Source organism: Streptomyces sp. NPDC002640, assembly GCF_053592575.1.
In genome coordinates this window covers 144,500-158,844 of the sequence record NZ_JBSFVZ010000006.1, presented here as the reverse complement: position 1 = coordinate 158,844, position 14,345 = coordinate 144,500, and the positions used below count along the sequence as shown (strand labels likewise).

Here is a 14,345-nt window from a genome sequence, read left to right as displayed (position 1 = left end):
CGGAACTGAGAAAGGTTGGAGGAGCATGAGGCAGCGGGAGCGTCAGCGTTCCACCGGACGGACCGTGACCGACGTCGCCGAGAGCAGGGACTCGACCCACACCTCGGTGCCACGGGCGACCGGCGAGGCGGACTTCGCGGCGTACTTCACCGGCTGCCCGGCGAGGTGCAGCAGCACCTCGCCGAAGCCGTCGGCCGGAATCGCCGTGATCACCGATCCCGGCGTCCCGGTCAGGTCCTCACCCCGAGGTGCGGGCGCACCGTCGCGCATGAGCACCCGGCCGAACCGCCAGGCCACCCATCCCACGGCGCCTCCCGCGACCGCGCCCGCCCCGGTGGCGACCCCTGTTCCCGCGCCGGTGGTCCCCGTGACGATCGCCCCCGTGAAACCGAGCGCCGACAGGAAACCGGCGATCACCGGCAACGACAGAACCCCGTCCAGCCCTCCGCCCATGCCGTCCAGGACTCCCTCCAGCACTCCGCCGAAGACGAGGGACAGAGCCAGCAGCACCACACCGATGATGCCGAGACCAAGAAACCAGACCATGTCCCCGCCCCTCCGGATTCCGGGTGCTTCCACCGTCCGAGGCATCGTCACACCGGACCGCACGCCAGTTCACTGCCGGACCCCGGCAGTCTTCGCGCTGCTTCCATGCCGTCCTCGTGCGCGATCCTTGGGACGCTTTGCGACGGTGCGACGTGAGGGGACTCCATGTTCCCCGTCCGCCCGCCTTCCTGCGGCGGGCGGACGGCGTCGTTCCGGGCAGAGAGAGCGCCGCGCGGTCCGCAGGCAGTTGTCGATTACGCTGATGCCAGTTGTGCGGCCCTGCCCGTTTGCCGAGTACGGGCCCTGTGACTGTCTTCCGTAGGCGTCTGGAGGAAGCCGTGACCGCCGAGCTGCCCGACTGGATGATCCCGCCGAGGCCCAGCGGCTGGGAGGCCGATGACCTCGACCACCTTCCGCAGGCTCCCCGGCACACGGAACTCATCGACGGAGCACTGATCTTCATGATGTCCCCGCAGCGGTCCTGGCATGCCAGGCTGGTGGAGAACATGACCTTCACGCTCCGGCGTGAGGCTCCGGCGGGCTTCGAGGCGGAGCGGGAGATGACCGTCCGCCTGGACAGGAAGAGCCGTCCGGAACCGGACATCCTGGTGTCCACCGCTGCCTACGATCCCGACCGGACCTGGTACGCGCCCGATGAGGTCATGCTGGTCGTCGAGGTCGTCTCGGAAGAGTCCGCGGACCGTGACCGGTCGCTGAAGCCGTTCAAGTACGCCCAGGCCGGGATCGCGCACTTCTGGCGTGTCGAGGACGAGGCGGGGGCGCCGACCGTCCACACATACGAGCTCGACACGATGACCAGGACGTACGTCCCGACGGGTATCCACCGCGGCAGGCTGAAGGTCTCCGTACCCTTCCCTCTGGACATCGACCTCGACGGCCTGGTGCCCTGACCGGCTTCAGGGCCTGCGCCCGCATCCTCTGCGGGAGGGCTCCCCGGGCAGTGGCTGAGGGGCCGGTCACGGATTCGGCAGGTGCCAGTGAAGGGCAAGCCCCGACGCTCGGTTGACGCTCCGATCGTGAAAGCGGCCATCCGGCGCTCGCGAAGGTGCCTCCGACCACACCACATGGGGCGGGACAGACCCGCCCCATGTGCTGCTTGGCCGTCCGCCGGATGCACGCGCCTGCGGCGTCGCCATCAGCGACTCGCCCACCTCACCGTGTAGGACACGGTCTACTGGTTCAGCTTCAAGAACTGTGTCTCCACGAGGCCGTCGGGCAGCTCTGCCGTGTCGCCGGTCGACGTCACCGTGATGTGGACAGCGGTCGCGCCCTTGCGGGCGAGGGTGAGTGACACGGGCCTCTTCGACTTGCCGATACGGGCAGTCAGGGTCATGGCCTCGTCCGCCCCCTGGGGAGCGAGAACACGTGTGATCTCGCGGTTCCTCGCCTGAGTACCAGGTGCCTCGTAGGTGAAGCCTTCCGCGCAGTCGTTGGCTGCCCGGTCGAGCGCCGCGGTGACCTTCTGGGCGGCTTCTTCGGACGCGTAGGAGGCCAGAGTGATGCGGGCGGTCAGTCGCGTGGAGGCGTCGTTGTCCGCCCTGCCGGTCCAGGTTCGCCGCACGACGGTGATGGGCGCCCCGATGACACTGCCCGCCTGCAGAAGCGCGACGGGGCGGCACTTGTCCTCGGCGCGCACGGTCTCGGGCTTCGGGAAGTCCCCCGGGCCGGCCTTGGAGCTGATCACCCCGGAGGGAAGGTCAGGGCCGGTCAACGCGGCCTGTTCGAGCTGCACGACGCTCAGGGGCAGGGCACCCTTGCTGCCCGGCAGGGGCATGGCAGACGCGCCGATGCCCAGGCTGGTCGAAGCGCCGTCGGCCGGCCCGTCCTCGGCCCCCGCGCAGGCGGCGAGCAGCGGGAGGGCGAGGAACAGGCCGACGGCGGCCCGGTACGCGCGCCGCGTGTGAGCGGGCGACGTGAACATGGCGGTGTCTCCCGTCATCCGAAGCTCAGCTTGGTCTGGTCCCATTCGCTGCCGGCGCTGATGACGGTGGTCGCGGTTCCGAGGGTGGTCTTGCCGCCCTTGTAGAACGCGATGCTGCCGTCGGCGGTCATGGTCCAGATGTCGGGGATGCCGTCCTTGTTGACGTCGGGTGTGCCGCGGAGGAAGCGGGTGGGGAAGTCCGTGGTGTTCCAGCCGCTGGCGTAGGTGGCGTCGGTGCCGTCGCGTGAGCCGGCGGAGGTGGTCAGGGACTCGATGGTGGCGCCTCCGGTGGTTGCCTTGACGCCGTAGCGGATGCGCAGGTTGTCGGACTCGGAGCGGAAGAGGAGGTCGGGGGCGCCGTCGAGGTCGATGTCGCCGACGGTGACGAGGTCCCGGTCGAGCCAGGCCGTGGAGGCGATCTGGGTGGCCGAGGTGAAGGCGACGCCGGTGTAGCCGGTGAAGGCCCACATGCCGCCGGTCTTGGTGGTGACGAAGAGGTCGGGTCGCTTGTCGAGGTTGTAGTCGCCGACGATCATCTGGTCGAAGGTCGCGGGGGACGGCGAGCTCTCGGGCAGGAGGACCAGGGTGCGTTGGGTGATGTCGGTGCTGCCGTATCCGTCGCCCCGGTACGCGTAGAGCTTGTCGTCGGGCATGCGGGCGAAGAAGTCGCCGAGCCCGTCGCCGGGCATGATGTCGCCTCCGTGGGCGATCAGCGCGGGATCGCCGCTCGGGCTCTTCCAGTAGCCGGGCAGGAGGATCTCTCCGTCGCCGTCCGGGTCGCTGCCGAGGAGGGTGCCGTCCTCATGGGCGCCGAGGAGGGACCGGTGGATGTCACCGGCGGAGTTGGAGGGGTAGAGGCGCAGGTTGCCGTCCGTGCCGATCGCGTAGAGGTCGGGGACGGCGTCGCCTGTGACGTCACCGGGCCCGTCGGCCTCCTTGCGGGGGGAGACGTAGAAGACGTAGTCGGTGGGCTCGGAGAGGTTGCCGGCGCTGTCCTTCGCGCACACGTACAGGACGTTGGGGCCCGCGTACTGCGGCTTGACGCTGACGGTGGCGGAGGCCCCGGCGGCCACCGGCACCGGTGTGCTGCAGGAGCTGGAGTTGACCGCCCAGCCGAAGCCGGTCACGTCGGTGTTGCCGTCGGGGGCGAAGGTGAAGGTGCCCGTGTCGCCGGGGTTCAGGTCCGACCAGGCGTCTCCGTTGTCGTTCTCCTGGGGGAAGTCCGTGGAGCTGACCTTGGGCGAGTTGGGCTTGGTGCTGTCGAAGGTGAAGCGGCAGGTCGGGTCCGCGTCCGTCTTGTTCAGGGGGGCCCAGGAGGAGACCGCGCCGCTGTCGTCGACCGCCTGCACCTGCCAGGAGTAGGTGTAGCCGTTGGTCAGCCCGGACAGCGGGAAGTCCGCGGACGCGATGCCGTCGCTGTTGGTGGCCTGCTTCTTGGTCACGGTGGTGGTGTCCTGGTAACCGGTGCGCCACATCTCGAATCTGAGGTGGTTCAGGTTGTCGTCGGGGTCGGAGCTCTTGGCCGAGAGCGTTACGTCCCGCTTGCCGACCCGGATGTAGGGGGAGGAGCGGTCACAGGTGTCACCCGGGATCTGCTTGAGGCTGCTGGGGGTTGCGGGCTTGCGGTTGTAGTTGACCGTGATCTTGGGTCGGCTGTTCCCTTCGGCCTTGAACTTCTTCCAGGTGTAGGCGGAGCTTTCGTTGTCGGCGCGCAGGCCGATGGTCAGGCTGGTCCAGCCGCCGTTCGCGGCGTCCTGCGCTACGGACTTGGCGTCGAAGGTCACGTAGTCGTCGGGGCAGGAGGAGTTGTAGCCGTGGGCGACGTCCTTCGAGCCGATCTGTTTGATCCAGCTGGGCTGGTTGCTCCAGGTCGTCTTGGACGAGACGGATCCCGTGCGCCACAGCTCGACCAGTCGCCCGTCGCAGGACCAGGCGTACGTCTCCAGCAGTTTGATGCTGGCTGAGGAGACGGCGGCGCCCTTGATGTTGTTCAGGGGCAGGCGGAAGAAGGAGCGGGCCGTGCCCCACGTGTCGGACTCGAAGCCGACGCGGGCTTCGGTGGTGCCGCTGTTGTAGTTGGCGCCGTCGTAGAAGCTGGAGGAGGGGTAGCGGTTGTAGGCGGTCGTCCAGTTCGTGGAGGAGAGGCTGAAGGAGGGGTCGACGAAGAGAGGCCACTCGGTGTCGTCGCCGTTGACCAGGTGGCTGTCCGGAACGACGGTGAGCACGCTGGAGCCGCTTCCCTCTCCGTCGAGCTCTGCGTCGGCGACTGCGGCATGCGCGCCGGGCACGGGGCCGCCGATGCCCTGGAGAGCCAGAACGTCGTCGTCCGACAGCGATGCCGGCGTGAACGCCGCAGCCCGCACCGCTGTGGTTCGGCCGTTCGACGAGCTGGACCGCACGGAGAAGTCGGCGACCGGATCGGCGCTGGGCGCGTCGGTGTCGTCCGAGTCCGACGGAGCGTCGGGGTTCTCGGAGTCTCCGTCCTCGCCGGAGTCCCCTTCGCCCGGTGCGGGCGTCGTGGACGGCTGCGGGTCGTCCGAGGGTGGAGCGGGTTGCGGGTCCTCGCCCTGTGTGACGTCGGGAGTGCCCGCGGAGTCCCACATGTACGGCGTCGGACTGACCGCGACCTCCTTTCCGTCCTCGTCCCGAGCGGTGACCGTCTTGGTCACCTTGTCGATGTGGAACGTCAGGCCGGGAGAGGACAGACCGTAGGTGATCCCCTTCAGCTCCGGAGCCTGGGCCGCCTCCTTGGTGTGCACGATCAGCACATGGCTGAACCCGCTGTCCCGGGCGGTCAGCAGAAGGTCCGTCTCGGGGAGGATCGACCGGTACAGGGCCTGGTCGCCGTGGACCACGGGCTCGGGCACGGGACCGGGCCAGCTCACCGTGATCTCGTGACCGCCGTCGACGAGCGTGACCAGTTCGTTCATGTCGGCGGGGTCGGCAGCGGTCTGAGCATTGATCGTGGTGGTGCTGCCACCCCGGTGGACAGCCGTGGTGATCCCGCCCGTGGCACGCGCGACCGCGGGAGAGGCATGCGCGGACGACCTGCTGCCATCCGTGAAGAAGACCCGAGCTGGGCTCGCCTTGGGACGCCATCCGCGGGCGGTGTGTTCGAGCGTGGTGTCGATCGGCTGCCAGGTGCCGTTGACCTTGGCCCGGACGGGCCCCGCGTAGGAGACCAGGTCGAAGCTGCCGTCCGGCAGGGCGTAGGTGGTGGTGGATTCCGTCCGAAGCGCCGTCACCTCGACCCGCTTCTTCGTCGAGCGGGCCTGGGCCTGGGCGGCGTCTTCGTCCAGTGCTCGCGCGGTGTTCCGACGCGGAGGCGACTCGTTCCCGTCCGAGGTCCACTGCGGGGCGAGCAGACCAACGGCGATCGCGACCGCTGTGGTCGCGGCCACCGTGCTGATGTGGCGCCGACGCACGCGCCGGCCGAGGACACGACGTTCCACCGGGAGGAGCTCCCCACTTGTAGAAGCCCTGACAGCCCGGAGGCTGACGCTGTGGCGGAGGCCGGCGAAGACCCGGGCCGCGCCCGGCCGACAGGGCCAGGCGGGCGTATGGACCGCCTGATCATCAGCGATGAGGAGCTCTTACGCCACCCTTACGTCCGCGCCCAGGCGGTAACCGAATTGTGATGATCCGGTGTGCCCGTCCTGTGGATTGGTGCATTTATCGACAAAGCGCGCCCGCAGGGGAAAGGTTCATTCGGCATCGATCCACTTCTCCAGCGATCGCACCTTTTAGGGTCGCTCATGCTCTCATCCACCTCATTCGCCAGTGACGGGGATCACATGGCGTTGTCGGTGGGGAGTTGACCTGCGCCTTTCCGCCGCTGATGATCCGGCAGTCATTGCTCTTCGTGCGGACGCTTGCTGACGGGTCACCGGGTGACCGCACCCATCGTGTGGGGACTCAAGCGCCGTGTCCGGTTTGATGTCTTGGTGTGGCCGCGGTCGTCTGACGCGTACCGCGCGGCAGCGTGCGCGCAGGGCACGTCTGCAGCTCGCCGTCGTGGCGACGCTGTTCCTTTCCCTGTGGGTGCAGACGCTGCAGGGCACCGCCGCTGCCGTGCCGCCGGCGGACACGCGCAATGACGTGAGCCTGGTCGACATACCCGAGGCCGAGCCGGTGGATGCCGCGGAGGACAACGCCCTCGACGAACTGACCACCGGCGATGCCTCGCCTCCGAAGGAGTACGACCCGACAGCCACGGCGGCACCGGCCGATCCACAGCCCGCGAGTGCGGCCGTGGACACCCTGACCGCGGGCGAGTTGGTGCCCATCGGCAATCTCCCGGTCGAGGTGGGTGCTCCGGCCGATGCCACGGCTGAGGAGGCCGCGGCCTTGGAGGGCACCTGGCAGGCCGCTGTGGCCCCGCAGGCGGAGGTCGAGGCGAGCGGGCTCGGCGGCATGGTCTTCACGGTGACGCCGCCGGCCGACGCCACCGGTGAGGCCGCGATCTCGGTGGACTACACCCGCTTCGCCGAGCTGTACGGCGCCGGCTGGGCGAACCGCCTCGACCTGGTGCAGTTCCCCTCCTGCTTCCTCACCACCCCGGACGTCGAGGGCTGCAGCGATCCGGTCGAGGTGGACACCGAGCAGTCGGTCGCTCCTCTCGAGGAGGACGTGCCCGGCGACGGCGTGATCGACGGTGAGCGTCGCATCACCGCCACGATCGACGTCAGCGCCCTCACCCAGCCGGCCACCGCGGCCCCGACGACGGCCCGGTCCGCCGGCAAGGGCACGACGCGCGACGCCGTTTACCGCAAGACGGCGGACGCCCCGCTGAAGACACTCCTGCAGACGGCCGATTCGGGCAGCAGCCCCACCCCGCTGGCGATGATCTCAGGAGGCAGCGGCTCACAGGGCGACTTCAGCGCCACACCTCTCGCCAGCTCCGGTACGTGGTCCGCCGGCGGATCCTCCGGCGCCTTCACCTACACCTACGGGCTGACCACGCCGACGGTCCCGGCCGGTCCGTCGCCGAACGTGAGCTTCGGCTACAACTCCCAGGTGGTGGACGGGCGCACCTCATCCACCAACAACCAGGCTTCCTGGGTGGGCGACGGCTGGGACTACAACCCGGGCTCGATCACCCGCACCTACAAGACCTGTACCACCGACCGCGAGGGCGGCAACAACGCCGAACGCAAGACGGCCGATCTCTGCTGGGGCTCCTACAACGCGGTGATGACGCTCGGCGGCACCACCACCGAGCTGGTCAGGAAATTGACCGTCAGCACACAGGCCGACGTCGAGGCGTACTACACGGCCAACGGCGACGGCACGCGCGTGGAACTGCTGCGGAACACCGGTGTCGCCAACGGTGACGCCGACGGCGAGTACTGGCGGGTGACCACCCGGGACGGTTCCCGCTACTACTTCGGCAAGTCCGATCTGACCGAAACGGTGGCGGACAACCCCGTCACCAACTCCGCCCTGACGGTGCCGGTGGCCGGCAACCAGCCCGGTGAGCCGTGCTACGCGGCCAAGTTCGAGGACTCCTTCTGCCACCAGGCATGGCGCTGGAACCTCGACTACGTCGTCGACGTCCACGGCAACTCCATGTCCCTGTGGTGGGAGAAGGAGAAGAACTACTACGCGAAGAACAACGCCTTCAAGAAGCCGGTGGTCTACGACCGGGCCGGCTACCTGACGCGCATCGACTACGGGCAGCGCCACAGCACCCTCTTCACGAAGAAGCCGCTCGCCCAGGTCGTCTTCAAGACGGACGAACGCTGCTTCCAGGAAGGGCAGCTGACCTGCTCGGAGGGCAACTTCACGTCGGAGCACTCGTACCAGAACCGCATCTGGTACGACACGCCGACCGACCTGCGATGCGAGGCGGAGAAGGAGTGCTACGTCCCCACGCCGACCTTCTGGACCCGCAAGCGGCTGGCCAAGGTCACCTCCCTCGCCCAGCGTGTGCGCGGTGACGAGGAACCCAAGCCGGTGGACTCCTGGACGCTGGGGCAGACACTTCCCCGGGACCGGACGGACGAGGGCACCGCGCTGTGGCTGTCCTCCATCAGCCGGACCGGGTACGGCACCGACGGCAGCACCAAGACGCTCAACGCCATCGAGTTCCTCCCCAACACCGAGCCGATGCCCAACCGCGTCGTGCGAGGGTCCGACGACCCGCGCCCCTTGTTCGACCGACTGCGGATCCAGCGCATCGTCAACGAGTACGGTGGAGAAACCCTCGTCAAGTACTCCAAGCCCACCGGCGCCTGCGCCACGGGCAGTGGCTTCCCCAAGCCCTCGGCCAACCAGGGCCTGTGCTACCCGGCGTACTGGCACCCGGACCCCGACAAGGCCGACGAGTCGATCGAGTGGTTCCACAAGTACGTCGTCGAGCAGGTCCAGGAACTGCCCAGCATGGTCGGCGTTCCCGTGGAGACGACCTCCTACGAGTACGTCGGCGACGCCGCCTGGGCTCTGAACCAGAGCGAGTTCTCCAAGAAGAAGACCCGCACCTACGACCAGTGGCGTGGCTTCGAGGTCGTGCGCACCGTCACCGGCGCGACGTCCAGCAGCCAGTACACCTCCACCCAGAGCGGCATGTCCGAGACCCGCTTCTTCCGCGGCATGGACGGCGACCCGATCCTCGACGACGAGGGCAAGGTGGTGGGCAAGAAGTCCGTCGAGCTCAAGGACTCCGCCGGGCAGCTCATCGCGACCGACCACCTCGCCTACCAGGGGCGGGTCGCCGAGTCGCTCACCTACAGCAAGAAGGACGGCGAGGTCCTCACCCGCTCCGTCGACGTCCCCAACACGCCGCAGATCCTCGGGTCGCGGGGGCGCGACGGCGGCGTCCCCGACCTGTACGCCTACCGCGTCACCACCGACCACACGGTCGTGCACTCCCGGACCTCCGGAGCCCTGAACAACGGTCCCTCCGCGTTCAGCACGGTCCGTACCGACACCACCTACGAGCAGACGTACGGTCTGCCCACCAAGGTCCAGGTCAAGGCGGACGCATCCGGCGACGGCCAGGGCATGGAGTCCTGCACCACCACCAGCTACGTCCACAACACCGACAAGAACCTCATCGGCCTGGCGAACCAGACCCTGACCACCGCCGGCCTGTGCTCGGAAGCCGCGTCGGCCACGGCCGAGGACTGGATGGGCGGCGCACGCACCGCCTACGACAACGGCAAGCCCGGTGACACGCCGACCCACGGCATGCCCACCACCACCTACGCCGTCAGCGGCGAGGGCGGCGGCTGGGTCGCCAACGCCACCTTCGCCTACGACGCCTACGGCCGCGCCACCGTCAGCAAGGACGCCGAGGACAACGAGCAGAAGGTCACCTATGACCCGGCCGAGGGCCAGGTCTACGGCGTGGTCACGACCAACGCGCTCGGCCACAGCTCCTCCCAGAAGGTCGACCCCGGCCGGGGCACCGCCCTCAGCCAGACCGACGCCAACGGGCACACCACCCACATGGCCTACGACCCCCTCGGCCGCACCACCATGGCCTGGGAGTCCGGCCGTTCCACCTCCCTCAACCCGTCCGTCCGCTACGAGTACTCCACGCGTCAGGGCGAACCGGTCCACATCACCACCTACACCCTGGCCCGCGGCGCCGAGGACACCGGCCTCGTCGAGGAGACGGAGGAGAACGCCGGGGAGTGGAAGAAGCACTACCGGCCCAGCGTGGTCTTCTACGACGGTCTCGGCCGTGAGCGCCAGCGCCAGGTCGAAGCCGTCGGCGGCGGCCGCCTGATCACCGACACCCTGTACAGCGAGGCAGGAACGGTCAAGCGGACCAACAACGCCTACTTCGCCGAGGGGAGCCCCAGCGGCGAGATCTTCGACTACGCCTCCGAGACGGAGATCCAGAACGCCACCCTCTACGCCTACGACGGCCTCGGCCGCGTCGTCTCGGAAACCCCGAAGTTCAACGGCGACGAGGATCCGGCGAAGGCCAGCCGATACGAGTACGGCTACACCCACTCCACGGTCGTCGAACCCGCCGGCGGCACCTCCCAGCGCTCCCACACCGACGCCCTGGGCCGCACCGTCAAGGTCGACACCTTCACCGACGCCCTGCGCGCCAACGCGCGGACGATGACGTACGAGTACGACGCCCGCGGCTACCAGGTCAAGGCGCAGGACAAGGCCGGCAACGTCTGGAGCTGGGACCACGACGCCCGAGGCCGGGTCACCACGGCGACCGACCCGGACACCGGCACCACGAAGACCACGTACGACGACCTCGACCGCCCCGTCACCACGACCGACGCCCGCGGCGTCACCGTGCACACCTCGTACGACGAGCTCTCCCGCCCCATCGACCAGCACCTCGTCACCGACACAGGCGAACTCGGCGAACAGCTCACCCACAACGAGTACGACACCGCACTCGGTGGCCTCGGCCTGCCCAAGGCCACCACCCGCTACACCGACGGACTCGGCTACACCCTCGCCATCACCAGCTACAACCAGGACTACCAGCCGACAGGGCAGACCCTGTCCCTGCCCCCGCAGATCGCCGACGCCTACGGCTTCGAGGACACGTACACCTACACGTACGAGTACACGAAGACCGGTGAACTCCAGTCGATGACCCTGCCCAAGGCAGGCACCCTGGACACCGAGCGCGTCATCACCCGCTACAACCAGGACGGTCTCCCGGTCTCCACCTCCGGACTCAACTGGTACGCCTCGGACGTCGCTTACGACTCCTGGGGCCAGGTCGTCCGCTCCGTGGCCGGCGAGCACGGATCCCGGGTCTGGACCACCAACCTCATCGACGCGGCCACCGGCGCCCTCACCCGGCAGGATGTCAACCGGGAGTCGACGTCGGACGGTACGGGTGTTCTGGGCGGCAGGGTCAACTCCCGCACCTACGAGTACGATCCGGCCGGCAACATCCTGGAGATCACCGACAAGGCGGACACCCGGACCGACCGGCAGTGCTTCGTCTACGACGGCCTGGGGCAGCTCACCGAGGCGTGGACCTCACCGAACGTCGGCTGCAAGCCCTCCAACGAAACCCTCCGCCAGCCGCAGTACAGCAGCGGCACCACGAATGTCACTGCTGCTGAGCGGGGTTACTGGCACTCCTACACCTACGACGAGCTCGGCAACCGGAAGAAGCTCGTCGAACACGATCCGGGCCTGAACACGGCCAAGGACGTCACCACCGACTACCACTACGGTGACCCGGCCGACCGGACGAAGCAGCCGCACACGCTGACGTCGATGGACCGGACCTACACCTCGGGCAGCAGCCAGATCGTGTCCCGCTCCACCGTCGACTACGACGCCGCAGGCAACACCACGACCCGGGTCACGGACGGCGACACCCAGACCATCGACTGGACCTGGGACGGCAAGGTCGCATCCGTCACCGGCTTCGGAGACGAGGGCTCCGGCGAGTTCGTCAACACCTCGTCAGGCCTGTGCCTGGACCTGAGCAACGGCTCGACGACGGCGGGCAACCCGCTCCAGGTCTACGGCTGCAACGGCACCAAGCCGCAGAAGTTCCGCCTCGACCCCAAGCCCGGTGCCTCGGCGGCCACCGGCGCGCTGAAGGTCGTCGACCACTGCGTCGTTCCCAAGGACGGAGCGACGGCGGACGGTACCCCGGTCGTCATCGCGGCCTGCTCGGGCACCGCCGCGCAGGAGTGGACAGCCACCTCTGCCGGGCAGCTCAAGCACGTCTCCTCGGGCAAGTGCCTCACCACCCCGGCCACGGCGGCCGGCACCGACCTCCAGCTCAAGACCTGCACGGCCGGCGCCGCCGGCCAGGTGTGGGACCCGGCCGACAAGACCCGCTACATCTACGGGCCCGGTGGGCAGCGCCTGATCTCCGTCTCGGACAGTGGTCACAGCCTGCACCTGGGTGAGACGACCGTGGCGACGACCGCGGGCGGCGCCGCCAAGTACACCGAGCGGTACTACACCCAGCCCGGCACGTCCACGGTCATGCGGCATGCCGAAGGGACGGCGAAGGACACGCTGCAGGTTCTGGTCGCCGACCAGAACGGCTCGTCCTATGTGAGCGTCGAACTCGCGCAGGGCAACCGGGTGCAGTTCTCCAAGACAACCCCGTTCGGTGCACCCCGGAGTGAGTCCTCGACCTGGGCCTCGCACCGCGGGTACGTAGGCGGCGAACGTGACGCCAGCGGCCTGGTGCACCTGGGCGCGCGGGAGTACGACCCGACGACCGGCCGGTTCATCTCCGCCGACCCGATCCTGGACCTCGCCGACCCGGTGCAGTCCAACGGCTACGTGTACTGCGAGAACAACCCCGTCACGTATGCGGACCCGACCGGCCTGACCTCCGCGGACGACTTCTACGAGGGCCCCAGCGACGGCGAGATCGCCGACGCCAAGACCACCCTGGGCACCACGATCGGCGACATCATCCTGTCCGTCGGCTGGGCGGTCTTCAAGGAATTCGTCGGCTGGAACGACATCGTCTCCTGCTTCGGCGGCCGAGACATGTGGGCCTGCGGCAGCCTCCTCATGGATGCCATCCCGTGGACGTCCGTGTTCAGCAAGGGCAAGAAGATCTGGAACGCCGTCCAGGCGACCATTTCCGCCATCGACACCCTGCGCAAGGCACAGGACCGCGCGCGCAAGCTCATCGCCCAGGCCAAGGCCGCCCAGCGGGCCGCGGAAAAGGCTGCGGCGGCGGCGAAGGAAGCTGCCAAGCGCGCCGCGCAGGCGGCCAAGAAGAAGGCGAAGGCCGCACAGGAATCCGTCACTCGAAGCTCGAAACGCCAGAACAAGCAGACCGGTAACGCGACACAGAAGGAAGCCCGCGCCGAGGCCAAGGACACCGCCGGTACCGGCCGTTCCACCACCGCCCGCCGCCAGGCCGAGGGCGGCGACAGCGACGGCCACGCACGCCAGACCAACGAAGGCGAAGCAGCCAGCGCCAGCGGCAGTACTCCGCCGTGCCACAGCTTCCTGCCCGGAACCAAGGTCCTCCTCGCCGACGGCACCACTAAGCCCATCGAGGACATTCAGCCCGGTGACGAGGTCACCACCACCGACACCGAAACCGACGAGAGCACCACCCGCGAAGTCGCCGCCACGATCAGCACCCCCGACGACACCCACTTCACCGAACTCACCATCCGTACCGAGGGCGGTGAGGAGAAGCTCACCGCCACCGACACCCACCCCTTCTGGGTCCCCGAACTCGACGAATGGGTCGAGGCTGGTGACCTCAAAAAGGGCCAGTGGCTCCGCACGAGCGCCGGCACCCACGTCCAGATCACCGCGATCAACCGGCACGCCAACCAGCCCACCACGGCCCACGACCTCACGGTTAACGGCATCCACGCGTACTATGTGCTGGCAGGTAGCAGTCCGGTACTCGTTCACAATTGTGATGCCAGCGTCAGCTCTGAAATTCCTACTCGCCAGCCGGCGAGTGTGGGGAGTGGTGGGGCAAAGGACTATCGCGACACCTTCTTCAAGGCTAATCCTGGCCTAAAGGCAAGTGACTACGTCGTGCATCACGCCATCGAGCGGCAGGTTCTGAAAAAATATCCGGGCCTCTTTACGGCAGACGAATTGAATTCTCTGCCTAATCTGCGAGGTATTCCCAAGTCGGCGAACTCGGACCTCCATCTGAGTCGTATCCGGGTGCTTTGGAACGGGTTCTACAAGACAAATCCGAATGCCACAAGGCAGCAGGTTATGGACCATGCGACATTTATAGACGACTTTCTTGGAGGTGAGTTCGTGCCTCGAATAAGGTAGTCTCGTCGTAGTTGATGCCCAGGGGAACGCCTCCGGGGCATGCGATCCATTGGTTGGCCCCAGCACCCTTACGGAGTGGGTATGTGGAGAGAAGTGGCTGTCGAGGTACTTCCCGGGGTCGGGTTCG

The 14,345-nt window shown here is 68.0% G+C and carries 5 protein-coding genes; 2 read left to right on the top strand and 3 right to left on the bottom strand.

The genetic code is table 11. From position 1 onward, the window contains the following. Positions 1-42: 42 nt before the first annotated feature. Positions 43-546, bottom strand: a complete 504-nt coding sequence (locus ACWD3O_RS10670) for a hypothetical protein (protein WP_451415620.1) — start codon at positions 544-546, stop codon at positions 43-45. Positions 547-908: 362 nt separating this feature from the next. Between ACWD3O_RS10670 and ACWD3O_RS10665 the strand changes: the two genes are divergently transcribed. Next, on the top strand, positions 909-1,457 hold the full coding sequence (locus tag ACWD3O_RS10665) for a Uma2 family endonuclease (protein ID WP_451415704.1): 549 nt from the start codon (positions 909-911) through the stop codon (positions 1,455-1,457). 281 nt (positions 1,458-1,738) lie between these two features. Here ACWD3O_RS10665 and ACWD3O_RS10660 read toward each other — a convergent pair whose 3' ends face one another. Together ACWD3O_RS10660 and ACWD3O_RS10655 are read right to left on the bottom strand one after the other, a co-directional pair. Then, positions 1,739-2,488 (bottom strand): sensor domain-containing protein, encoded by a 750-nt coding sequence (locus ACWD3O_RS10660; RefSeq protein WP_451415619.1) that lies wholly within the window; start codon positions 2,486-2,488, stop codon positions 1,739-1,741. A gap of 14 nt (positions 2,489-2,502) precedes the next feature. Further along, the gene (locus ACWD3O_RS10655; RefSeq protein WP_451415618.1) at positions 2,503-5,889 is read right to left on the bottom strand and encodes an FG-GAP-like repeat-containing protein; all 3,387 of its coding nucleotides are present in this window, start codon (positions 5,887-5,889) and stop codon (positions 2,503-2,505) included. Positions 5,890-6,502: 613 nt separating this feature from the next. Here ACWD3O_RS10655 and ACWD3O_RS10650 point away from each other — a divergent pair. After that, positions 6,503-14,218 (top strand): ricin-type beta-trefoil lectin domain protein, encoded by a 7,716-nt coding sequence (locus ACWD3O_RS10650; protein WP_451415617.1) that lies wholly within the window; start codon positions 6,503-6,505, stop codon positions 14,216-14,218. Positions 14,219-14,345 lie beyond the last annotated feature (127 nt).

Excerpts from the sequence above, each read along its gene's own strand:
- ACWD3O_RS10660 (WP_451415619.1), bottom strand. The coding sequence starts at position 2,488 with ATGTTCACGTCGCCCGCTCACACGCGGCGCGCGTACCGGGCCGCCGTC.
- ACWD3O_RS10670 (WP_451415620.1), bottom strand. The coding sequence starts at position 546 with ATGGTCTGGTTTCTTGGTCTCGGCATCATCGGTGTGGTGCTGCTGGCT.
- ACWD3O_RS10665 (WP_451415704.1), top strand. The coding sequence starts at position 909 with ATGATCCCGCCGAGGCCCAGCGGCTGGGAGGCCGATGACCTCGACCAC.